Consider the following 24,986-nt stretch of genomic DNA (forward strand, 5'->3'; position numbering starts at 1 on the left):
AATCAATTTGACTGCAGTACATAAAGTATAAGCTAGATATCTATCTTGTTTTTTAGCTGATCATTTTAAACAATGCCACTAGAAATAAACATGCAATGACTATTAACAGCTGAAATTGATTTCTTATTTTCCTGCAAGTAATCACGAATAGCCTTTTGTCCTTCAAACATTTTTATAGCTTCTTCTCTTGAAAGGCCTCTGTTTATCATTGCCTCAATAAATTGCTGACGCATCTCTTCTGTCATTTTGTCATCATATTGTGCATACATTAATGCTTCTAGTTGCTCACAGTAGTCATCATCATAGGGATTAACAAACTGAACAAAGTCATTCATTCGAGCTTGCACTTTGTTTAGTCCTATTTTTTGCATATAAATAGGCAATTTCACTCCTATCTCAAAGTCTTTTTTTAGTGTGTCAAAGGAATTGCATCTAATTTTTTGTTCAATTCCAAGTAAGTTGAGTTTGTCGTATTCAAATCCATCTACATAAAAAGCACCACTGGCAGCATTTCTACTTATTTCAATTCCGATTACAAGGCCCCCATCCTTAACAGCACTTTTCATTTTCTCAAGTATTGATAAAGGATCGGGAATATGTTGTAGCACTGTTTGACATATTGCAATATCATATTTTTCTTTTGCTACAAATTTTATTAAATCAGAACAAATAAATTCCACCTGATAATTTGTATTTTGAAAATCTCTTTTCGCTTCTTCTAATAACTTATCACCAATATCAATACCAGTGTACGTACTCCCAACAGGCAACATCGGTAATAAACTTTTCCCTAAAAAACCTATTCCACATCCAAAGTCTATAATTGATACAGGTTCAGTTATCTTCCAAACTCGCTCAACTAAAAATCGCATGTAGTCTTCATTCCACCAAGCTGATCGTGACTTTTTAAGATATTCTAATGCATTATTCCATATTGTTTCTCCCATTTCATTCTACCTCAACTTTCTTAATGACTTATATTCTATACAAGTTCTAATAATGTCTCTACACTAATTCCCTTTACTACAAATAATATCAAGGTATCTTTCTAACCTAATTATATATAAATTCAATTATCCTATTTAGTCCTTACTGTCCAACTCACTTGTTCCAATTATATAATTAAATATAATATTTTATATAAAATTTAATTTTTTACTATTGATTCATTTCTTCAATATTTAAATTTTCTTTCTCTCTTATACTCAAAAGATATATATAAATCAGATGTGAACGTCCTTATTTATACATATTTAAACCTATTGTATATAAAAAGAATTACTACACGCTAGCTATTATAAGTTAGCTGTGTAGCAACTCTTCTAATTTAACTCATTATTATAATTTTGTCTTTGAAAATCTATGTATTCTTATGGTAAAGTTACTAATCCACTGCTGTTAACATAGCCAGCTTTAACTCTAGCATCTAGTTGAGATAATGTGTAGCTATAAGTCTTTTCAAAATGTGGCTTATCCTTGAAGCTTGTCCAATCTCCACCCCATACAAAACCATGTTGCTTTCCAATCACTGCAATTTTTGCATAACTAGCGTCTGTATATTGTGCTGCACCATTGACGATTTCAACTACATCTATAGCTAGTCCAAAATTATGCCAACTTTGTCCAGCCTTAGCATTAGTGACAATAGAACCAGAAGTAGTTCTTCCTTGTGCATATAAAGCATCTTGTTCAGCATATGAACGGAAACCATCAGTAATTCTAACCTTTATTCCTTGATTTTGAGCATCTATGATGAATGCCACAACATCATTTTGAATTTTAGGTTGTAATTTTTTAATTCTATCTCTTGTATAAGAATCCCATATATTATTTATATCTGATGTTGTTGATGGCGGTGTCGTTGGTGTTGTTGCTGAAATCACTTGGCTACTAGATCCTATTAAATAGTTCCAAGTATTTAAATCAACAATACCGTTTTGTGTTAACCCTTTAGCTTTTTGGAACGCAACTACTGCACTATATGTACCACTACCAAAAATTCCATCTACAGTTAATGATAAGCTATATTTATTCTTTAATAAATATTGAACAGCCTTAACTGCATTATTATTGCTTCCTTGTTGAGTTGTTACACATAATTTTGACCAAGTATTTTGACCAACTATTCCATCAGAAGTTAATCCCTTTGAAGTTTGAAAATTTTTAACTGCTGTTGTTGTTCCTGGACCAAAAGTTCCATCAACAGTAATTCCTGCTGACTGATTGTTTAGAAGGTATTGCAAGGCATATACATTAACACCACTGCTACCATGTTGAAGTGTAGGCCAAGTAATTGCTGCAAAAGCAACTTGTGTAAATAATGAAATAATCATTATATTCACTAGAAATACCGAAAGAATAGACTTTTTAAATATCTTCTTTGCTCCCATTTTTACATAACTCCCTTTTATATTGTATTTTTATACATACTGTACCATTAATGTTTAATAACTTCAATTATCTTTACAATGTTTTAACCTATTGTAAATAAAAGTTAATAATTTGTAACTATATTCCATAAGTTGCTATGCTATTCCACGTAAATTAGAACCGTATAGTAGTAACTTAAATAGTTAAATATTTTTTACTTTTTTTAGGTTGCACTTTTGTATACTGTGTTATATAATGGCAATAGAGTTTGGGTGAGGTCCTACCCTACAGTGGACAGTAAAAATTCAGGTGAGGTCCTACCATATAGTGGACAATAAAAATTCAGGTGAAGTCCTACCAAACAGTGGACTATCAGGTGGTTATATAACCACCTTTTGCGTTATTTTAGGGAGATATTTTTTTATGTGTGTTTCTATTTATACTGTGAATACCGACTATATTGAATTTTTGAGATCCGTAGATTCTAGAGTATTAGAAAACGAAAAAAACTTTGGGAATCTTCGAAAATATGTAGGAGTATTATTTAAAATAAATAATTACGATTATTTTGTACCTTTAAGTTCTCCCAAACCTAGCGACTATGTTTATATGGATGGATTTAAAACTATCAGACATTCTGTTGTTCCTATATATAGAATAATAGAGACTTCAGAAGATAAGATTAACTTTTTAGGAAAACTGAAATTCTCTAGCATGATTCCAGCACCGCCGTCTCAGCTAACACTTTTAGATATAACTTCCCTAACTGAAGATTATAAAACTTTGATCTTCAACCAAATAAGGCACATAAGAAAAAAACTCACTGTACTCCAAAATAGACATGCTAAGGTTATTTATAATCAAAAGAAAGCTAATTATGCAAATATAAACTATTTAAATGATACCGTTGACTTCAAAAAACTTGAACAAGCCATGGAGTTATTTATAAAAAAAGATATTATCACTGACAAAAAATTATCATTAACAGAAACTGCCGCTGCATCTGCTGATATGAATGAAAATAATGGACAATCATCACAATCCTTTAATCCACAAGACTAGGTACTATGTTTTTTTATACCCACACTCTCATATATGTATTCATTTTACTTATTATATAAGTTCAATACTGAAATGCATATGTTTTTATTTTTATAAATATCTCGATAATTATATATCAAAAAAAGAGATAGAATTTCTCCATCTCTTTATATACAAAATACTAAAGTTAAAGTATAAGATACTAAGAAATAACCTTGTCACGCCTTAAAGAGTTAATCCTAGTGTTAATTAAAAAGGCTCTTATCTAAGAAAATTTTAAGGCTTAAGAAACAAGAAGCTTATTATATACAATATTTAAAATCTCATCGCTACTAATTCCGTCAGGACTATTCTTAATATCTATTATTTTATTACTAGCTACTAATACAAAACTTTCACCTTCTTTATCCTTATAAACATTAATTCCATCCGGCAAATTACTATGGTATATTTCCATACCATCCTTAATATCTCTAAGTCTTTTTACCAATCTATTTTCATAAAAATTTATAACCCACGAATATTTACTTTCAAAAACAAAATAACTCAATTCACTTTCATCTACCCAATACTTTGTTTGCTGGCTCAATACACTTTTATAATTATCAACATGAACTTCATATTGGTAATCACCATTAATTCCGAAATCCACTAAAATTAATGGAATATTTTCATTTCCAATTTTATCCTTATTAAACACACTGGCAATGGCAAAAGCAATTATGATACTTGTAAAAATAACACCAATCCCTATACCACTTCCAATTGATATTGCCATATTAACTTCTCTTGAAAACTTATTTCTATCTATGAGCATTTGTATGCCAATTGAAAATATTAAAATTAATGCAATTGATGTTATCATAGCAAGCTTATAAAATCTATCATAATCAGTATCAAAAATCATAACTATTAACATCGACAAAACCAATACTATAGCAAATCCATTTGAGAAAAAATTCCTTATTTTCATTTATTTGTAACCACCGCATTCTAAAACTAAATTACGTTTTAACCTCACTTTACTTTTTATCACCCAAAAAATAAATTCAATTATTCTACCTATATTTGTAACAATCATAAAAAACATTATCACTGAAGAACTTAACATCATATTATTAGTCAATAGAAACTCACTAGCGTTTAAAAATAGTTGTATATATAAATTCATTGCAAATACCATAGTTATAAATAACTGCAAAAGTACATTTGGTAATGAACATTTAAAAAGTAACTTATATTTTTCTTTCTCATCGGTATGGATAGATACAACTTCTTTTTCTTCTTCTGTATAAAAAAATTGAACTTTATTTGATTGGCATATATATTTCCACCCTGCTGCTTCACAATATTCTCTGTATTCTAAAGCAACATCAGTGTCTTTATGGTCAAACACAGATACTTTATTAAATATATCAACTGAAAATTTTAATTTTTGTGGTTCAATTCGTTTAAATTTAAATAATGCTCCTTTCGTTGATTCTAATAACCAACCCTTTTCAGCCATACTCTCAAGATATTCCTCTACAGCATTACATTCATAAGGCATATAATAAAAATAAGTCCTCTTTTTATTTTTACTAATCATAACTCTTCCTCCATATATATCACTCCATCATTTACTAAGGTAATTAATCTCTTATACTCCTCTTGAAGTATTCCTTTTCCTTTATCCGTAATTATGTAACTTCTTTTTCTTCCTTGAACTTCTGTTTCTCTGATAATATTTTCTTTTTCAAATTTTCCAAGAAGAGCATATAAAGTCCCAGGTCCAACAGTAACCCTTCCCTTTGATATTTCCGCTACAGCTTCCATAATATCTACTCCACATCGCTCTTTTAATAAAGCCATTAATATATAGTACATAGGCTCCGTCAAATTCTGAAATTGTTCCCTTGCCATATCTTGTCTCCTCACAAATATAGTCACTCTACATTTACTAAAACTATTGATAGCTCTATAGATAAATATCGAGTATCGATATTTATAATTCAATAATATTATCGATACTCGATATTGTCAATAAAATTTTGAACTATTGTATTTATTTTACAAAAGAGACCGTTATAAAACAGCCTTTATGTAATATTTTTAAAAATCTATTCTTTACAATAAAATTCCCATATAGCTAGATATTTTTCGATTCTAGATTTATATAAATCATTTAAAGAAACACTAAGTCCATCATAACTTTTTACTGCGCTATATAATAATTTAGAAATATGATTATATGTTTCATCTGATACCTTTAGAAAAGAAGGCATCGTACTTTCATCATTATAAATGCTTAAATAATTCAGTTTTTCTGCATAGCCGTATCTATGAACATTAGTATTTTTTTCATTATCTCTAATGTTCATCTGAAGCACTAATGTTTCTTGGACCAACATATGAGTTAAATGAGTTGAAATTAAATAATCTTTTCTCATCAACTTTCCTAGAGCTTGGACTGCTATAAACCAAAAATTGTCTGCCTTTTCTAAACTCTCCACAACATAGCCATGTGGTAAAGTGACAGTTTCCTCTTTACATAATGCATTTACTATTAAATTAAACCTCATACCATTCATTTTACATACTCTAATAACTTCACCATGACTTTCAGTACGATAATGAGACATTCCTAATATATCATCTTGGAACCCAAGACTACTAATACAATCAGAATATATTGGGGAATTGTTATTATATTCAGTTTCATTCAATTTGATTTTCATTTCAATATCAACATCACTGTAAGCATCATTATAACATTTATTTATTGCTTTAATTATCTTCTGTTCATCCTTTGATGAAGAAATTAATATACCTTTTATTTCTATGCTTATTGACTCTGGTAGACCAAATATATATTGAATAAGCTTTTTGGTTTCTTTATACATAAATTCTTTACTAATAGCGATTTCCATATTAATTTACCTCCTTGTGCTATTTTCACTCAATAAATAAAACTACTAAATCATAATCTATAAAATTTTTCATAACTAAAATCTCTGTTATAATAGGTTTCCCTGTCTATAATCTATGTTCTTATAAAGTTCAAAGTAATTATACTACAATATATAATTTCGAAAATATAAAACAACATCTCAACGGAGAAATCTAATCCCTAACCCAATTATTATTGCAAAAACATACTCTATATTTACAATTATAATAAATAATTAGTAATTTTTCCTTACTTAATGATATACTTTAATTTATCTAGCCTTTAATAGATATGAACATCATAGCTATTAAAGCTTTATGAAAGTGAGTGATCGTGATGAATTCATGGATAATCTAATCTTAATAAACAAATGCATTAAGCATTGCAATTGAGAGGAGATATAATATGGACAATAAGAAAGAAAAATATCTAACTTACATAAAGAAAAGATTCCCTAAGATAAAAATAGACAGTATAAACTATAATTTTCAAGACGGATTAAATAATGATATAGTTATCATTAATAATTCTAAAGTTTTTCGTTTTGCTAAAAATCAGGACATTATTGATTCCTTAGAGCATGAAATTAAAATAATAAATATTGCTAAAGAATATGTGGACATGCCTTTACCTGACCTTGAATATATTGAGCCAGGTATTGCAAAATCTAATTTTTTTCACGGAACTCCTATTTTTAGAAATGAACTATTGATGTTAGACGATGAACAACAAAATAACCTTGCAAAACAGATAGGATGTTTTCTAAAGCAGTTACATTCAATACCTATGGAAATAATAAAGGAAAATGAGATAAAAGCCTTTCCTGGCAATGGAGTAAGAGAGGATTTTATTTCACAATTTCACATAATTGAAGAAAAATTATTTCCAATGATGAAGAGTTATACGAGGGAACATATTACTCAAATCTACAAACCATTGATAGAAAATGAATTATTTCTCTTATATGAACCAGCATTGATACATGGTGACCTAGCTCCATTCCATTTCTTTTACTCAAAAGAGCAAAATAAAATAAATGGAGTAATAGACTTTGGGTCATCTGGCTATGGTGATCCAGCTCATGATTTAGGTGTTATACTTGATAATTTTGGTGAAGGATTTATTAAAAAAATGAGCATGCATTATCCTGAAATAAATTCTTTTATAGATAGATCACGATTTTATGCAACAATTTCTAGCCTATGGTGGGCCTTGAGAGGATTCGAAAGTAATGATCTATCATGGCATTTATTACATCTTCATACAGCAAGAGATATAATGCCTATTGGATTAAAGTAATAATTCTAAAATATAATTTAAATGGGGGTGAAAAATGAATTTAGTTACTGTTTTCAATGAAATGAAATGTATTGAAACTGATAATTTAATTCTTAGAGAAATAACATTAAATGATGTTGATGATATTTTTAATATATTTTCAGATAAGGATGTTATGAAATTTTATGATGTGTTCCCTCATAATTCAAAAGAAGAATCAATAAGCTTAATTAATAAATTTATTGCTGGTTTTAAAAACAAGAAAATGATAAGATGGGGAATTTGCTTAAAAAATTCAAGTGAAATTATTGGTACATGTGGATTTCATAGTATTTCTACAAATAACTTAAAAGTAGAAATTGGATATGAATTGAGAAAAAGTGAATGGAATAAAAGATATATGAGTGAAGCTATTAATGGCTTAATAAAATTTGCTTTTGAAGTTTTTGAAGTAAATAGAATAGAAGCTTTTGTTGAAAAAGAAAATATTTCTTCTCACGGCTTATTAGTGAAATGTGGTTTTCAAAAAGAAGGAGTTTTAAGAGAGTATGAAGTATGTAGAGGTCAACTAATAGATTTGATAATATTTAGCATGCTGAATAAAGATTACAGGAATAAAAAATAAACAACCTCCGCTTAACGTATATGTACCTGTTAAGCGGAGGTTTCACTTATTTGCTCTTTCAAGGTAAATTATTTTGAAAATTACAACAAACAACTCTAAATATGCTCTTTTGCTGTATATGTTGTAATAAAATTTCATCATAAACTGTATTGATTTCAATACTAACATGTTATTTTTATATGTAGGTTGCATTATGCAACTTATATATATATATCAAAAAGTTATTTTTATTTTTTTATGTCATAACCTTCAGCATATAAAGTTACGTTCTCACTTACTAAGCTTTCAAAGAATCAACTATTAACTCAACAGTTAGCTTTACAAAAGCATCTGTAAATTCCTTAGCTTCCTTTAAATTTATATTAGATGGATTACCGCAATAACCTAATGGTGTAATTTCTCTACCTTCAACTCCACCTTGTTGCCACTTTCTTAATAATTCAAAGGTCGTCTTAGAAGATTCAAAGCCTTTAGCCATTTCTTCATTTACTAGTTCTTTAAATTCTAGCAACATCAAGCTTGTCTCGAATCCACCCGCATGTATGTCCATATAAGGATTTTCATCATTAACAGGTGGCTCGTCATGATCTTCTTTTTGGATAAGTAAGTACGGTTCACTGTCATCTAATCCCATTATTTTTTGAAAGAATTCAGGTATAATATTATATACCTTTTTATCCTTTTGACTAACTTCATATATTTCCTTAACAGTTTCAACTATTGTTTTGCTGTGAAGAGAATCCCCATGCATATTTAATATATAGACATTTTTGAAACCCCAATTATAAAGACATTCTATTGTATCTTTTAAAACAGCTTTCATTGTATCCACCTTTACAGTAAATGAACCTGGGAAACCGCTAGTAGCAACATTAATTCCCCAATAAAATGGTGGTGCTATTACGGATTTAACATTTACTTTGTCTAACTCATCCTGTATATGTTTAAACATTGCATAAGTTAAATATGTGTCCGTCCCTAATGGTAAATGTGGCCCATGCTCTTCTATTACTGCTACTGGTAATAAAACAACAGCTTCCTGTTTAATTAAATTTTCTACCTCTACATAGGTCATATCTACCATTGTTCCTTGAAATATTGAATTATCCATCTTTATCCCCCAAATCTTTATATGAAAATTTATAGTTCCCTATTTACAAAACTTCAACTCCCAATTCTTAATTAACAATATATACGCTTAACTAAAATTAATAAGTTATCTATATGTATGTTCAGCATAAGAAGAAATCTGAACAAAACCATTTCTTGCATAAAATCTTTTAGCATTAATATTAGACTTAACAACTCCAAGGATTATTTTATTGATTGATTTATTTTTACGTAGGTTTCTAATTGCATGTGCTAATATATAACTTCCATATCCTCTATTTTGAAATATTGGCCTCACCACAATATCATATATGTAATTCTGCTTAAGTATATATGCGCCAACTAATTGATCATTTTGCCAAAATGAACGTACTTGATTGCATTTATCTAGATCTATTAACCTATTGCAAAAATGCTCTGTATTTGATGCATATCCATTCACCGACCACCCATTATCTATCCTCAACTGATAATAGGCACTATCAAATAAATCAACAAAATCATCTATTCTTAATTCTTCAAAGCCCCTATCACTCAAGTTACATTGCTTTAATTCTAATAATTCTTCACTTGCATATTCAAGCCAATAGCCTTCCATATCAGTTTTGAATCCTAATTCTCTAATTAAATCTATTATCTTTGGATTATTTCCATATACATTAAAACAAATCTCCTTTGAATTTGCTTTTGAAGTATATCCATTTGTTTTATCTTTTATTATTTCTAGAATCTCATCTATATTATTTTCATTCAAAAAAGAAGCATAGAAAATACAACAGTCATCATTATCAACCATTATAAATACTCCTTTATTTTGTTCTGTTTCTAAAGAAAATAACACCTTAACCACATTATTTTTAAATCCTTCCTCAACATAATCTCTTCCCCCTGGAGATATATTTTCTATAAGCTTTAATATTTCTTTATTATCCATTAGCCTATCCCTTTTTAATATCTAGTGATAAAGTTTCCCAAATTCTTCCACTAGCTTATTTTTCACTTTGAATATATATACTTATAAAGAAAGGCTATACCTGTGAGTATAGCTTACCTTTTCGTCTATTTAAAATAACAATTAGCCACTTTGAATCTACGAAATAAATATTTTTACTTATTACTTACTCATTATACAATATAGTGTAATTCTTTTCTTTACTTATATGAACTTATCATCTAAAAATATTTTTTAAGCTTACATCTAAGCTATGCATTTAGCACAATTAAACTGTATAGATTAAACCTTTATTCTACATTAAAATAATTATCAAATAAATAAGAAAAAGCACCATGATTCCTATAAATTGTACCCTATCTGTTTGATACAGTACAATTTATCCATCATTGGTGCGCTTATAAATTAGCTTATATTATTTATTAATCTGCCTTTGCTATACTGAATTTAAAATATCTATGACAATTCAAAAGCTCCAGTATAAAGTTGATAGTACTTACCTTTTTGCTCAATCAAAGTCTCATGATTTCCTCTTTCAATAATTCTACCTTGCTCAAGAACCATGATAACATCAGAATTTTTAACAGTAGAAAGTCTATGAGCAATTACAAATACTGTTCTTCCTTTCATAAGTTTATCCATTCCTTCTTGAACAATTTTCTCTGTTCTGGTATCTATACTAGAGGTTGCTTCATCAAGTATTAAAACAGGAGGGTCTGCAATAGCTGCTCTAGCAATAGTTAATAGTTGTCTTTGACCTTGTGAAAGGTTGCCCCCATCACCAGTTAGAATTGTATCATAACCATTTGGCAGATGTTTTATAAACTGATCTGCATTGGCAAGTTTTGCTGCTGCATATACTTCTTCATCTGTGGCATCAAGCTTTCCGTATCTAATGTTATCTGCAACAGTTCCTGTAAACAAGTGAGCATCTTGAAGTACAATACCAAGAGAACTTCTTAAATCATCTTTCTTAATTTTGTTGATATTAATACCGTCATATCTTATCTTGCCATCTTGGATATCATAGAAACGATTGATTAAATTTGTAATAGTAGTCTTTCCTGCACCAGTAGCACCAACAAAAGCTATCTTTTGTCCTTGTTTTGCATAAAGATCTATATTGTGTAATATGATTTTTTCATCATTATAACCAAAATCAACATCATTAAAGACTACCTCTCCAAGTAATTTTGTATAAGTAACTGTACCATCTTGATGTGGATGCTTCCAAGCCCAAAGCCCAGTACGTTCTTTAGTCTCTACTATATTACCCTTTTCATCTTCTCTTGCATTAACTAAGGTTACATATCCTTCATCCATTTCTTTTTTCTCATCAAAAAGCTTAAATATACGTTCCGCTCCAGCTAAAGCCATGATAACGAAGTTAAATTGCTGAGCCATTTGATTAACAGTTTGACTAAAACTTCTTGTTAGTTGTAAAAATGCAGCTAATGCACCTAAAGTAAATCCACCAAAATCACCAATAGCAAGGATAGAACCCAAAATAGCTACAGCTACATAGTTTATATAACCGATGTTACCCATGATAGGCATTAATACATTTGCATATTTATTTGCATTATTAGCACTATCAAAAAGGGCGTCGTTTAATTTATCAAAATTAATCTTTGCTTCTTCTTCATGACAAAAGACTTTTACAACCTTTTGTCCTTCCATCATCTCTTCTATATATCCGTTTACTGCTCCAATATCTCTTTGTTGAAGTCCAAAATATTTTCCACTCTTAGCTCCAACAAATTTAGTAACTTGAAACATTAAGATAATTATTAGAACTTGCACCACTGTCAACGGTATACTTAAAAAAATCATAGAGATAAATACGCTAACTACAGTTATAATGGCCGCTAATAATTGCGGTATTCCTTGGCTTATCATTTGCCTTAATGCATCAGTATCATTAGTATAAAGACTCATTAAATCGCCATGAGAATTAGTATCAAAAAAACTTATTGGTAAAGTTTCCATATGACTAAACATATCATCTCTTATTTTTTTAAGAGAACCTTGTGAAATTATAATCATCACGCGGGCATATACATAATTTGATAAAACTCCAACGAGATAAATCACTGCCATAGAAATTATCATTTTAAATAGTGGCTCAAAATTTGCTGAAGATTCCTTTAATAATGGAATTATATAATCATCAATTAAATTTCGTAGAAACAAAGTTCCAATAACATTAGCAAGAGAGCTTATGATGATGGTTATTATCACTATAGAAAACAATAACTTGTATTCCTTAAGCACATAAGCAAGCAATCTTTTCAAGATCTTTAAAGAGTTTTTGTTGGGTTTTCCACGTCCTGGACCCTTTCCAAGACCCATTGGTTTAGCTTTACTATTTTGACTCACTATCATCATCCCCCTTTACTTGTGATTCGTAAACTTCTCGGTATATATCATTAGATTTTAATAATTCTTCATGGGTTCCAAAACCATCTATCTCACCATCATTTAATACAATGATTTTATCTGCATCTTGTACTGAAGATATACGTTGAGCAATAATGATCTTAGTTGTATCTGGAATTGTTTCTTTAAAAGATTTTCTAATTAATGCATCTGTCCTTGTATCTACTGCACTAGTAGAATCATCTAAAATCAATATCTTTGGTTTCTTTAAAAGAGCTCTTGCAATACATAATCTTTGCTTTTGCCCTCCAGATACATTTGTTCCACCTTGTTCGATAAACGTATCGTATTTGTCAGGGAAATTTTCAATAAACTCCTCTGCTTGAGCTTGTCTACACGCTTTAATTATTTCTTCATCAGTTGCATCCTTGTTTCCCCATCTTAGGTTTTCTTTTATAGTTCCAGAAAACAAAACGTTCTTTTGCAATACCATTGAAACTTCATCTCTAAGAGTTTCAACATCATATTTCCTAACATCAATTCCACCAACTTCAACTACTCCATTTGCTACATCATATAATCTTGGGATAAGCTGAACAAGACTCGATTTAGCACTACCCGTTCCTCCAATAATCCCTATAGTATCCCCAGAATTAATCTTCAAGTTAATGTTTTGTAAAACAAAATTATCCTTATTTTTGTTGTAACTAAAATCAACATTTTTAAAGGTTATTGACCCATCTTTTACTTCATAAATAGGATTTTCACCATTTACTAAATCGCTTTTTTCCTCTAAAACTTCTACAATTCTTTCCGCTGAAGATTTTGACATAACAACCATTACAAATATCATAGATAGAATCATAAGACTCATTAATATGTTTGTAGTATAAGCGAATAGGCTCATCAATTCCCCAGTAGTCATAGAACTCGAAACAATCATTTTTGCTCCAAGCCAAGATAAAAGTAATGTACAAGCATATACTGTAAACTGCATTATAGGTCCGTTAAGTATAATTAATCTTTCAGCACTTATAAAATAGTTATATAGGGTTTCAGAAGCTTTATAAAATTTCTTTATTTCATAATCTTCCCTTACATAAGCTTTTACAGCTCTGATTCCAGTTAAATTTTCCTGAACACTAGAATTTAAATCATCATATTTTTTAAAGACCTTTACGAAATATGGATGAGCACTAGTCATAATAAAATATAATAAAATTCCAAGAAAAAATATTGCACCTAAAAATATTAAAGATAATTTCGCATTAATATAAAAGCTCATAATCATAGCAGAAACTAACATAAGCGGAGCTCTAACAAATATTCTTATTATCATTTGGAAAGCATTTTGAACATTTGTTACATCTGTAGTCAATCTTGTAACAAGTCCTGCTGTTGAATATTTATCTATATTCGAAAAAGAATACTTTTGGATATTATAGTACATAGCCTTTCTTAAATTTCTAGCAAAACCAGTAGACGCTCTTGCACCATATACCCCACCTAATACACCAAATGAAAGGGATAAGAAAGATACTGCTATCATCAATGCTCCAACAATAGCTACATATTTTACATCTCCTTTTCCTATACCATTATCAATAATTTTTGCCATTAATAATGGAATTATTATTTCCATTATTACCTCCAGAGTAATAAAAACAGGAGTTATAATAGAATCTTTTTTAAATTCTGCAACATAACTAGCTAACTTTTTTATCATAACTTTCCTCCTTTTGTTAGATTTCTAACTAATTATTTATAAAAAAACTGAACTCAATCAGCAATTTTTCTAGACAATCTGTCAATCAAAGAAATCAATGTATTTGCTTCCTCTTCACTTAATTCTTCATTCAAAGATTCCTCAAACTTATTAATAAACTCGTACACTTTTCTATCTATTTCTAGCCCTTTTTCTGTGATAACAATCTTTTTAAGCCTCGCATCTTCTAAAACACTTTCTCTCTTGATAAGCCCGTTCTTTTCCATAAGTTGGAGAACGCTAGTAACAGAAGATCGTCTAATATCAAATTCTTCTTCAATATCCTTTTGAAATATATCTCTTTTCCCTGAGTTTTCATTTATAAAACCAAGTATTCTAGATTGAATCCCAGTAGCACCATATTGTGAAGCTTCTTTACTTATCATTCTCTTAATTCTATTAGCAAAAATTATTACTTCTTTACCAATGCGAAGTGTTTTATCCATCTTTATACCTCAATATTTTTGTTAGACTTCTAACTAATTATCTTTAATTTTTTTACCTTTGTCAATATAAATTTTATGATAAATCTTTGTATGTGCTTTTACAGCATTATCGTAAAATTTATATAAAGTAAAAATATATTTCTTAATTTATGACATTTAAATTTATTATTTTTTAGGATAATCCTCTTCACAAAAATCTCCTATAACAAAATAAGAACCCTGTGAATTAATAAGTATTTGTTGCTGTTCATCAAACACTTGACCTACAGTTCTCATAATGGTTTTCCCATTACTTATAACTTGCCCAACTGCAGTAATTGTACTTCCTTCAGCTACATTTTTAATGTAACTAACACTCATATCAGTAGTTACTACTCTTTTTCCTAATGAAATACATGCGATACCCATTACAGTATCAATTATAGATGCTAACACACCTCCATGTACAACTCCATATAGATTGCAATGCTTATCTATAATTTTAGCACGATAATTAACTTTCCCTTCATCTATTTTAACAATTTCAAGTTGAAGAAAATTTTCTAGGCTAGGCATCTTATATTTTTCCATCAAATAATTTTCTATCCATAAAAGACGTTCATTAGACATTTTATATCCTCCAACAAATAGTATTATTATATTATATCATTTATCTTTTCTACTTGTTAGTTTTCATTGCAAAATACAAAATTTCTCTTTTAACATTAGAAATTTTATATATGTAAAATTCAAAATATAACTGAAGAGACAGTGCTATACACCATCTCCTCAACTACCTATTTTCTTAGATTCTTAAATATAAAAGCATCCTGATCTATATTCTCAAGTCCTTTAGGTATTTGAACATTAGGATTCTTAGTACTTCCACCCATACTACTTATTATATTATTTACATTTTGTAGGTCAGTATCATTAATATCAACAACTACTTTACATTCTACATTTGCTACTTCTTCAAAATTCCCCATGCCACTTACCATCGGACTTGCTGCAACTAATGGAGAACTAGATCTTTCTCCAGTGATATTACTTTTACCTAAAACTGCCCCTGACAAACTTGACATACCTTCAGCACCTAAAGTACCACTTTGGGAATATGCACTACTTCTATGGTCATTTATATCCACAAAAGCACCTTTAAATCCTTGATTATTAAGTTTCTCAACAGTTTCATTTGCTTCTTTTATATTGCTAAAGTACCCTTCAACTTTCATTAAACCACTTCCTCTACAATATTTTATTCAAAACATTGTTTCAATTAATTGATTAAGCGATTTATTAACCAACTAATTTTTTATTGGCTTTATTAATATCAACATTATTATTCCAAAATGTTAAAAAGTTATCCTTATAAAAAACCTTTACTTACTGCATACGATTTGTCGCTAATTTGAAATATTTGCTTGATTAATCAATATTGCGTATATATAATATAATTGAATGATAGGTGTTATTATGAAAATATAACTATTTATTCAAACTTCAACTTTGTTCAAACAATTTAAAACTACAGAAGAACAGCAATAGTATTTATTTCTAAATATTATTGCTGTTTTTCTATTATACACCACTATGTATAAACTAAATTATATATCCTTGACTCACCTTGAAAAAACTTCTGCAAAATTATATTATTCTATCTTTCAATATAATATCATTTTCTAGTCCTACAAATATTATAAAAAAGTAAAAAGTCTATACTATCACTAGTATAAACTTTTTATATCATCTATATATTATTTTATCAAAGAAGCAGGACTTGTATTATACCATGCATATCCAGCTCTTCTTTCTTGTTCAATTTCGCTAATATTATATTTTACTTCACCTTTACGGTTTACAAATATAGGTTTGTCAGTTCCGATTTCATAAAAACGAGCCCAGATAACTGAATTAGGATCTTTTGTAATTACAGTATCTGTTTTTGTTCTTGTTGCTTTTATTCCAACAATTTTAACTTTTGCAAACCAATCTGTAGCAGCTTTAATAGAAGCCGCTATTTGAGGAGTAGACTTTCTAGTCTTTAGGAACTTTACAATAGTTACACTTTCAGTAGTACAAAGAGATGGAACTTCATAAGCTCTTGCATATGTAGGTTTTAAAGTATTTTCATCATGTTGTTGTCCCCAAGCTGTTAACTTTCCATTAACAACAACTTGAGTTTTTAATATACAATTTACTCCTTTATCAACAGATGCTTTACATTTAGCAGCTAAAGTATTATCTACAAATGAAAAGTTGCCTTTCTTGTTTGCAACTTCATCTAAAAGATACATTACATTAATCATTGCATCATCATTGAAAGTAATGTGTGTGTGATAACCTGAACCCTTATAAACTTGTGGCCATCCTCCATTAGCATATTGCATATTTAACAAGAAGTTAATTCCTTTTATAGCTGCAGCAGAATATTTTGCATCTTTTGTCTTGATGTACTCAGCTGCTAATCTTCTTATTTCTGTGTAAGTAGCTTTGTTGTCAATAGTTGACTTTGCCCAATCTCCACTTTTTTCGCCATAATACTTAAGCCAACCACCATCTGTTTGTTGATTTTTTAAAATAGTTGCCATGTCTGCTGTAACACCAGTAGCATCACCAGCAGCAAATACTGTTACAGGTGTTTGTAATGCCACTAAAGCAGTGGTTGGTGCAAGAACTAAAGCTAACGCTAAAGATATATTTCTTAATTTTGATTTAAGCATAATAAATACTCTCCCTTTTTCTTTATATTAATCTTATTATTGAAACCACATAATAAATTCATGGACATATTGAAAATAATTAAAAATTATAATTTCAGCTTGTGAATTGTAATTGAACCGGTTCCAATTTGCAAATTACAACTCTTTCATAATTCTCATACCAAGGTTTAATATAACTTTCTGTCTCGACTTGTCCAAAAACTATTCAAATTAATTGTAAACGATTAAGTGGTTACGTTTCCATTATATAAGGAGAATTATTCCCTGTCAATAATATTTATGTAATTTTTTATGTGTTTTATATTAATTATTCATTATCATACTAAAAATATCTAAAGGTATACCTTATACATAAGTGTCCCAATAAGTAACCTAAGTTCATTTAATATACTTGACTTTGTGCAGATATATCAGAACTACTATAACTATTAAAATTCTTATATATAAACACTTTGCTTACCTTTTAAATCAAAACTCATTATATATTGAATATCATTTAAATAAGTTCACTCTACTTAGAATTAATATTTCTATTTAACCCGAAGTTGTACTGCCTCTTCATAGCACTTCACTTTATACACTTTGAAGTATTTAGTAAACTCTTTTGTCCACATATCCATTTCATCTTCAATTTCATTTGTTTCATTCATAATAAAGACTACATTTTTACAATCAGTATTAGACATAGCAGGCAATAGCACAGAGAACCCCCACTGAACATCTTCTTTTTCATCTTCAAATCCATTTCTTGCATCTACAACAAAATTACTCTTTGGATATTTCTTAAGCAATTCCAAGGCAAAAGATGTTGGCTTTCTATAGTCATCATAACAGCAAAACTTTTTCCATGTTGATAATACTACATTGTCTTTTTCTATGTACCTTACATTGCAAAATTGTGAATCAAATTCATTATTATTCATGTTCATCTTCATACCTCTCTTTCCTCTCCTTAACCAATCTTCAAAAATACTCATACTCCAAAATAGATATTAATCTTTGCCTATACTATTTTTAAAATTCCTTATGTAGAGATATTCGAATATTTTCTTGAAAACTCATTCATGATTTCCAGGTATGTTGTTCCATTATATTATATTTCATATTTGGGCTCATTGAAATAAAAAACATCATACTTAATACCATTATCCTAAATATAGTATTTAATGTTGGATAATAGAAAAAATTACCATTTATTCATCTAAAATAATAAATGTATACACAATAAAAAGAAGCCTGTTTTTTAACAAGCTTCTTTTTATGCAAATTCTATTTCTTTCTAAGATATTTTCTTATATCAACAGCAACAGCTGCAACTATAATAACACCTTTTATAATTTGTTGCCAATATGGTCCAACACCTATAAAAGTAAGTCCATAGTTTATTACTGTAAATATAAGAACTCCAACTACAGCTCCAGGTACAGTACCAACACCACCTGAAACTGACCATCCACCAACAACGCAGGCTGCTATAGCATCAAGTTCATAACCATTACCATAGTTATTTGTTGCTCCACCTGTTCTTGCAGCTTCAAGGATACCAGCTATAGCATATAAAACACCAGCTATCATGTATAACTTCATGATACTGCTTTTCACATTTATACCAGAAACAACTGCTGCTTCTTTATTTCCACCAATTGCGTATATATCTTTACCTAGTTTTGTTTTATTTAAAACAACATATATTACTCCAGTTACTACAATAGCTATAATTACTACATATGGTATTCCTAAAAATGATCCTGTTCCTAAGTTTGAAAAATCTGATCTTAATCCACCAATTGGTTGTGAATTATTTGGAGGAAGATCAAAATATAAAGAGTTTGCTCCATATATGATAACCATTGTACCAAGAGTTGTTATAAAGGCAGGAACCTGAAATCTTGATACTATAAAACCATTAAGTGCTCCTACTAATGCACCAATTGCAATTGCTACAAGAATTGGTACAAGAATATTTAATTCACCTAAATTAGGGAAAAACTTATTTGGGTAATCTGATGCTTGAAGCATTGATGCTGATATAACTGCTGAAAAACCTACCATACGCCCTGCAGATAAATCTGCTCCACCAGTTAAAATTATAAATGCAGCTCCTAGAGCTATTATTACTCTTGTTGAACTTTGAATAAGGATATTCTTAAAAACATCTACAGAGATAAAGCTTGAATCCTTTATAGCTATAGCTAATATAAGAACTACTAAAACTATAAATATAGCATTCTGCTTGAAAAATCCCTGGACTTTTTTCTTGTTAATCGCTTCCATTTACTTTTCCTCCTAAGCTTACTTCATATACTTTGTTGCTAACGACATTATCTCTTCTTCTGTAGCAGCCTTGCCTTCTACAATACCTGCAAGCTTTCCTTCACACATGACCATTACTCTATCTGACATTCCTAAAAGTTCTGGTAATTCAGATGATATCATTATGATGCTCTTACCCTGTTTTGTAAGTTCGACCATAAGGGAATATATCTCGAATTTAGCACCTACATCTATCCCTCTAGTAGGCTCATCAAGAATAAGTATATCTGGCTCTGTAAGAAGCCATCTGCCAATAAGCACCTTCTGCTGATTTCCACCAGATAAATTCATTATAAATTCCTTTTCTGAAGGTGTTTTTACTTTCAATTTTTCGATATTTTTCTTTGTATCTTCTTTACGTTTTCTATCATTTAATAGTCTTAATGTTGTCAGATAATTATCTTGACTAGCGATAGTAGTATTTTCTGTTAAAGATAATACTGGGAAAATACCAGTAACTCTTCGCTCTTCAGTTAAAAGTGCTATCTTATTCTTTTTTGCATCCATTGGATTTTTTATTTTAACCTCTTTACCATTTACGCTAATTGTACCTGTTTCAATGCTTCTAAGCCCAAATATAGCTTCCATAAGCTCTGTTCTCTGAGCTCCAACAAGACCTCCTACTCCAAGTATTTCCCCCTTTTTAAGATCAAAGGAAACATCCTTAAAGGATTTTGGAAATGGAGAGGTGAAATTTTCAACTTTTAAGATTACATCCCCAGGAATAGTATTTTTTTCTGGGAATCTATTTGTTAGGTCACGACCAACCATTCTTTTTATTATAAGATCTGTAGTCAGCTCCTTGGCAGCCCATGTACCTATATATTTTCCATCTCTCATTATTGTTACTTCATCTGATATCTGAAGGATTTCTTCCATCTTATGAGATATATAAATAATTGAAACCCCTTGCTTTTGAAGATCACGAATTATTTTAAAAAGGTGAGCAACTTCTGTTTCTGTTAAAGACGAAGTTGGTTCGTCCATTACTATAACCTTCGCGTTGTACGATACAGCTTTTGCTATCTCCATTTGTTGCACAATTGAAACTGAAAGCGTATCTACAATAACATCAGGTTCTACATTGATTTCTAATTTTTTAAAAAGTTCTACAGTATCGTTGTGCATTTTTTTGCTGTCAACTAATTTAAAAGGTCCTACGCCTTTAAGTGGAAGTCGTCCTAACCACATGTTTTCCATAACATTACGAAATCTAACAGGATGAAGCTCTTGATGGATCATAGCAATCCCATTATCTAAAGCTTCCTTGGAATTGTTCACCTCTATTTTTTTACCCTCTAGGATTATTTCTCCTTGGTCCTGTTTATATATACCAAAGAGGCATTTCATCAAGGTGGATTTTCCTGCTCCATTCTCCCCCATTAGGGCATGTACTGAACCTGGTCTGATTTTAAGTGTTACATCATCCAATGCTTTTACACCAGGAAACTCTTTAGATATATTTCTTAGCTCAAGCAAATAATTGTTCTCCATTATCTCATACCTCCAAAAAGAATTCCTGAATCTTGATTTAATTCAATCAAGGACTAACTTCTCTTGTTATCCTTGATTGAATCTAAATTCATATTGCTTCAGAAACTACTTTGCATCACTTATATTGTCTTTTGTAATCTTTTTATAATCTATCCATACATATTTTCCGTCAACTATGTCATAACCTGTGTTATCTTTAGAAGGTGTTTCTCCTTTTCCTACTACTTCCGCAATTTTAAGTGTTGCTATACCTTGATTTTTAGCATCATTTAAAACTGTTCCAAGCATTGTTCCATCTTCTATAGCTTTAACTCCTGGTGCTGTAGCATCAACACCTACAACTGGGATATATTTCCCGCCAGTGAAGTATCCTGCTGCTTTTAATGCTTCTATTGCACCAAGTGCCATATCATCATTATTTGCGAAAACTGCTTCTATCTGGTCTCCTTTTGAAGTTAAGAAAGACTGCATTTTATCCTGCGCTTTTACACGATCCCACATACCTGTATCAGTTGCTAATTGATTTGATTTTATTCCTTGTGTTGTTAATTCATCTATAGAATATTTTGTCCTTGCTATAGCATCAGAATTTCCTGGTTCCCCTGTAAGCATTACATAATCAATAACACCATCATGATTCTTATCTGCTTCAGGATGTGCTTTCCAATATTCTGCCATGATTTTCCCTTGAATTGTACCTGATTGTTCAGGCTTAGCTCCTACATAATATAGCTTATCCCAGCTATTCATATCTGATTCTGAAGGTACACGATTAAAGAATACTATTGGAATATTAGCTGATTTTGCTTTGCTGATAATTGTGCTAGAAGCTTTAGGATCAACTGGATTAATAGCTAGTGCACTAACTTTCTTTGTGATAAATAAGTCGATTTTATCATTTTGAGTTGATGTTGAATTTTGACTATCAACTATGTCAGCAGTTACATTATCAGTTGAAGCTTGACTTGTGATTGAATTACGTACTCCAGTCATAAAAGTATCGTCAAACTTATAAATTGTAGTTCCTATGGTTACTTTTTTATCCCCTGAATCTGCTTTTGAACCTGAACTTGAACACCCTGTTAATGCTGTTGTAGCTATAGTTGCCATTAATACAAGAGTTATAATTTTTTTCATTTGTAGTTCCCCCTAAGAATTGTTGTTATAATCGTTTTCATGGACTAATATTAACATGTCCAATATGTTAATAGAATGCAAAATTCTACACTGATATATTAAAATTCTACTCTCTTTAAAATTGTACACTTCTCCAATAATCCAGCATTAAATTTATAAGAGTAAATAAAATATGCTATAAACATACTCTATTTACTCTTATTTTTCATATATAAAATCTAATATTTATAAGCTTCTTTTGCAACGTCTAAATTATCTTTTGTAATAGCTACATAAGGTACCCTTACTGATTTATCAGACCCCATAACAAAAGCTGTTCCTTTAAGAATATCATCACCTTTTGACGCATTTATAGCAAGATTTATTACTGCAGCACCCTGTTTTTTTGCATCATTGAGTACTGTACCCACCATTTTCCCTTCAGTAATTTCCTGTATGGCTTCCTGAATTGCATCAACACCAACCACTGGAACAAAATTATCCCCTGACATATATCCATTCTTTTCAAGAGAGTTAATTGCACCTATTGCCATAGTGTCATTATTTGATATGACAAATTCAATATTATTGCCGAACTGTGCTATCCATTGATCCATCTTTCCCCGTGCCCTTACTTCATCCCACATGGCATAATGGGAATCCAATTCTCTTACTTGTATACCTGAATTTTTTATTTCGTCTATTACATATTTTGCTCTTATTTCTGCGTCTGGGTGGCCAGGTTCTCCTTTTAGTAAAACATAAGAAAGAATTCCATCCTTGTCTTTATCCCATTGCAAGTTCTTTCTCCATAATTTAGCTATCATTTTACCTTGAAGAATTCCAGCTTCTGAAGAATCTGCACCTACATACCAAGCATTACTATAACTTTTTAGAACAGAGGCTTCTGGTTCCTTATTAAAAAAAATTACTGGCACTTCAGCATTTTTCGCTTTGTTTATAATTGTTTCAGCAGCTGTAGGCTCTACAAGATTCACTACAAGAACTCGTACTTTATCATCAATCATCTCATCAATCTGTTGAAATTGCCTTGATTGGTCGTTTTGTGAGTCTTGAACATTCAGGGCTGCTTTCCCAAAAGAAGTTTCTTCCATGCTCTCGCTTACATAAGATATAAAAGTATCATCATATTTATAAATAACCGCTCCAATTTTAGGGAATCCATCTTTATAACCAATTTCCATAAAAATATTTCTGTTCATGCTTACTATGAAAAATGTTATTATTACTAATGCTATAAATACAATTAAATAAACTCTTGTACTTTTACTATTTTTCATCCTTTGTCTCCTATACTTATATGTAAATATCTAATCTAAAAATCCCACTCACCCATTAAATCTATCAGTCTTAACATTAAATATCAGACTTAAAATAGGTTTTCCATAAGTTCAATGCTAAATTAGTTTATTTATATAGATTTTTTATAAACTTTCAATTACCGATCACTGAGTAAATGGGAATAGAATCTTCTGATTTTCAGGCAAATATATGGCATCATTATCAATAACAGTAAATCCACTTTCAATATACCTTGGAATACTTTTTCCTTGTAGCTTTAAAACCGCATTTTTAACAGCTAAATATCCCATGCTAAAAGGACTCTGTATAACCACAGATTGTATTGTTCCATCTTCCATATATTTAACTTCTTGATAATCACCATCAAAGGCCACTACTTTTATCTTTCCTTTCAAGCCTAACTTTTCTATAGCTCTTGCTACACCAATTGAAGCTTTATAGTTTAGAGCAATTATCACCGATATATCTTCATTATTTGATATTAATTCCTTCGCTATCCTTTCAGCTCCATTTGAATCTTTAATGTCGCACCACCTATCAATTACTTGTATTTCTTTATAATCTTTGGTAACTTCTTTTATCCCCTTATATCTATCAAATTCATTACTACCTGTTTTTTTATCAAAGCCTACAATAGCAGCCACTGAATTCATTCTTGCAAGACTTACAAGTTTTTCTCCTGCACTTTTACCCGCACTTAGATTATCTGTTGCTATACAGCACGCTATCTTTGCCGTATTTACTTTACTATCTACAGTCATTACAATTATACCTTTGTTAACTGCAGCTTCAACTGGTTCCACAAGTTCCTGAAAACTACTGGGTACCAATAATAAAGCATCCACTTTCATTGCTACTGCTTCATTTATAAGGTTTTGCTGGATTGTAATATCACCTCCGTCTTCAGGAGCAACAATATTCAGTTTAATATCGAACTCTTTTGCCGCTGTCTCAGCACCAAGCTTTACATTTTTCCAGTAATCATCACTCTGATTTAAAAGAATAAGGCTTATGTTTTTAATCTTCTCATTTTGTGTGGAGATTCTTTTCTGATAATAGAAAGGAAAAACTATTATAGAGATCAATAGAGCTATAAATATAATCCACTTAATGTTAAAATTGATTTTAATCTTCATCGTTAAC

At 30.1% G+C, this 24,986-nt stretch carries 23 protein-coding genes; 3 read left to right on the top strand and 20 right to left on the bottom strand.

Going from position 1 to position 24,986, the window contains the following annotated elements:
* Positions 1 to 65: 65 nt before the first annotated feature.
* Both CLOCEL_RS19120 and CLOCEL_RS19125 read right to left on the bottom strand, forming a co-directional pair.
* On the bottom strand, positions 66 to 947 hold the full coding sequence (locus tag CLOCEL_RS19120) for a class I SAM-dependent methyltransferase (RefSeq protein WP_010073828.1): 882 nt from the start codon (positions 945 to 947) through the stop codon (positions 66 to 68).
* 423 nt (positions 948 to 1,370) lie between these two features.
* Complete coding sequence (locus CLOCEL_RS19125; protein WP_010073829.1) at positions 1,371 to 2,390, bottom strand: peptidoglycan-binding protein; 1,020 nt, start codon at positions 2,388 to 2,390, stop codon at positions 1,371 to 1,373.
* Positions 2,391 to 2,793: 403 nt separating this feature from the next.
* Here CLOCEL_RS19125 and CLOCEL_RS19130 point away from each other — a divergent pair, with 403 nt between their 5' ends.
* A complete protein-coding gene (locus CLOCEL_RS19130; RefSeq protein ID WP_010073830.1) occupies positions 2,794 to 3,432 on the top strand; it encodes a type III toxin-antitoxin system ToxN/AbiQ family toxin in 639 nt (212 codons plus the stop codon).
* 262 nt (positions 3,433 to 3,694) lie between these two features.
* Here the strand turns inward: CLOCEL_RS19130 and CLOCEL_RS19135 are convergent, their stop codons facing one another.
* The 4 genes from CLOCEL_RS19135 to CLOCEL_RS19150 form a co-directional block, all read right to left on the bottom strand.
* Positions 3,695 to 4,384, bottom strand: a complete 690-nt coding sequence (locus tag CLOCEL_RS19135; protein ID WP_010073831.1) for a hypothetical protein — start codon at positions 4,382 to 4,384, stop codon at positions 3,695 to 3,697.
* Positions 4,385 to 4,999, bottom strand: a complete 615-nt coding sequence (locus CLOCEL_RS19140; protein WP_010073832.1) for a DUF2812 domain-containing protein — start codon at positions 4,997 to 4,999, stop codon at positions 4,385 to 4,387. It abuts the gene before it with no gap.
* Positions 4,996 to 5,313: a PadR family transcriptional regulator gene (locus tag CLOCEL_RS19145; protein WP_010073833.1), complete on the bottom strand. Its 318-nt coding sequence runs from the start codon at positions 5,311 to 5,313 to the stop codon at positions 4,996 to 4,998. The genes CLOCEL_RS19140 and CLOCEL_RS19145 overlap by 4 nt, the downstream gene beginning before the upstream one ends.
* A gap of 197 nt (positions 5,314 to 5,510) precedes the next feature.
* Complete coding sequence (locus tag CLOCEL_RS19150) at positions 5,511 to 6,320, bottom strand: hypothetical protein (RefSeq protein ID WP_010073834.1); 810 nt, start codon at positions 6,318 to 6,320, stop codon at positions 5,511 to 5,513.
* Positions 6,321 to 6,745: 425 nt separating this feature from the next.
* On the opposite strand from CLOCEL_RS19150, the gene CLOCEL_RS19155 reads away from it, so the two are divergent.
* Complete coding sequence (locus CLOCEL_RS19155) at positions 6,746 to 7,639, top strand: phosphotransferase family protein (protein ID WP_010073835.1); 894 nt, start codon at positions 6,746 to 6,748, stop codon at positions 7,637 to 7,639.
* 34 nt (positions 7,640 to 7,673) lie between these two features.
* A complete protein-coding gene (locus tag CLOCEL_RS19160) occupies positions 7,674 to 8,243 on the top strand; it encodes a GNAT family N-acetyltransferase (protein ID WP_010073836.1) in 570 nt (189 codons plus the stop codon).
* 277 nt (positions 8,244 to 8,520) lie between these two features.
* Here CLOCEL_RS19160 and CLOCEL_RS19165 read toward each other — a convergent pair whose 3' ends face one another.
* The 14 genes from CLOCEL_RS19165 to CLOCEL_RS19230 form a co-directional block, all read right to left on the bottom strand.
* Positions 8,521 to 9,354 (bottom strand): creatininase family protein, encoded by an 834-nt coding sequence (locus CLOCEL_RS19165; RefSeq protein WP_010073837.1) that lies wholly within the window; start codon positions 9,352 to 9,354, stop codon positions 8,521 to 8,523.
* 105 nt (positions 9,355 to 9,459) lie between these two features.
* Positions 9,460 to 10,287, bottom strand: a complete 828-nt coding sequence (locus CLOCEL_RS19170; protein ID WP_010073838.1) for a GNAT family N-acetyltransferase — start codon at positions 10,285 to 10,287, stop codon at positions 9,460 to 9,462.
* 474 nt (positions 10,288 to 10,761) lie between these two features.
* Positions 10,762 to 12,657 (bottom strand): ABC transporter ATP-binding protein, encoded by a 1,896-nt coding sequence (locus tag CLOCEL_RS19175; RefSeq protein ID WP_087943108.1) that lies wholly within the window; start codon positions 12,655 to 12,657, stop codon positions 10,762 to 10,764.
* 13 nt (positions 12,658 to 12,670) lie between these two features.
* Positions 12,671 to 14,410: an ABC transporter ATP-binding protein gene (locus CLOCEL_RS19180; RefSeq protein WP_010073840.1), complete on the bottom strand. Its 1,740-nt coding sequence runs from the start codon at positions 14,408 to 14,410 to the stop codon at positions 12,671 to 12,673.
* A gap of 53 nt (positions 14,411 to 14,463) precedes the next feature.
* A complete protein-coding gene (locus CLOCEL_RS19185; protein WP_010073841.1) occupies positions 14,464 to 14,895 on the bottom strand; it encodes a MarR family winged helix-turn-helix transcriptional regulator in 432 nt (143 codons plus the stop codon).
* Positions 14,896 to 15,060: 165 nt separating this feature from the next.
* Entirely contained in the window at positions 15,061 to 15,504 is a 444-nt protein-coding gene (locus CLOCEL_RS19190) for a PaaI family thioesterase (protein ID WP_010073842.1), read from the bottom strand.
* Positions 15,505 to 15,671: 167 nt separating this feature from the next.
* Complete coding sequence (locus tag CLOCEL_RS19195; RefSeq protein ID WP_010073843.1) at positions 15,672 to 16,109, bottom strand: hypothetical protein; 438 nt, start codon at positions 16,107 to 16,109, stop codon at positions 15,672 to 15,674.
* Between the two features lie 522 nt (positions 16,110 to 16,631).
* Entirely contained in the window at positions 16,632 to 17,597 is a 966-nt protein-coding gene (gene pelA / locus CLOCEL_RS19200) for a pectate lyase (RefSeq protein WP_010073844.1), read from the bottom strand.
* 530 nt (positions 17,598 to 18,127) lie between these two features.
* Positions 18,128 to 18,532, bottom strand: coding sequence for a hypothetical protein (locus tag CLOCEL_RS19205; RefSeq protein WP_010073845.1), 405 nt, complete (start codon positions 18,530 to 18,532; stop codon positions 18,128 to 18,130).
* Between the two features lie 334 nt (positions 18,533 to 18,866).
* Positions 18,867 to 19,871 (bottom strand): galactose/methyl galactoside ABC transporter permease MglC, encoded by a 1,005-nt coding sequence (gene mglC, locus CLOCEL_RS19210; RefSeq protein ID WP_010073846.1) that lies wholly within the window; start codon positions 19,869 to 19,871, stop codon positions 18,867 to 18,869.
* An 18-nt stretch (positions 19,872 to 19,889) separates the two neighbouring features.
* Complete coding sequence (locus CLOCEL_RS19215) at positions 19,890 to 21,404, bottom strand: sugar ABC transporter ATP-binding protein (RefSeq protein ID WP_010073847.1); 1,515 nt, start codon at positions 21,402 to 21,404, stop codon at positions 19,890 to 19,892.
* Positions 21,405 to 21,509: 105 nt separating this feature from the next.
* Entirely contained in the window at positions 21,510 to 22,541 is a 1,032-nt protein-coding gene (locus CLOCEL_RS19220; RefSeq protein WP_010073848.1) for a galactose ABC transporter substrate-binding protein, read from the bottom strand.
* A gap of 218 nt (positions 22,542 to 22,759) precedes the next feature.
* Entirely contained in the window at positions 22,760 to 23,821 is a 1,062-nt protein-coding gene (locus CLOCEL_RS19225; protein WP_010073849.1) for a galactose ABC transporter substrate-binding protein, read from the bottom strand.
* A 165-nt stretch (positions 23,822 to 23,986) separates the two neighbouring features.
* Entirely contained in the window at positions 23,987 to 24,979 is a 993-nt protein-coding gene (locus CLOCEL_RS19230; RefSeq protein ID WP_010073850.1) for a substrate-binding domain-containing protein, read from the bottom strand.
* Positions 24,980 to 24,986 lie beyond the last annotated feature (7 nt).

It is taken from the genome of Clostridium cellulovorans 743B (assembly GCF_000145275.1).
Taxonomy (GTDB): domain Bacteria; phylum Bacillota; class Clostridia; order Clostridiales; family Clostridiaceae; genus Clostridium_K; species Clostridium_K cellulovorans.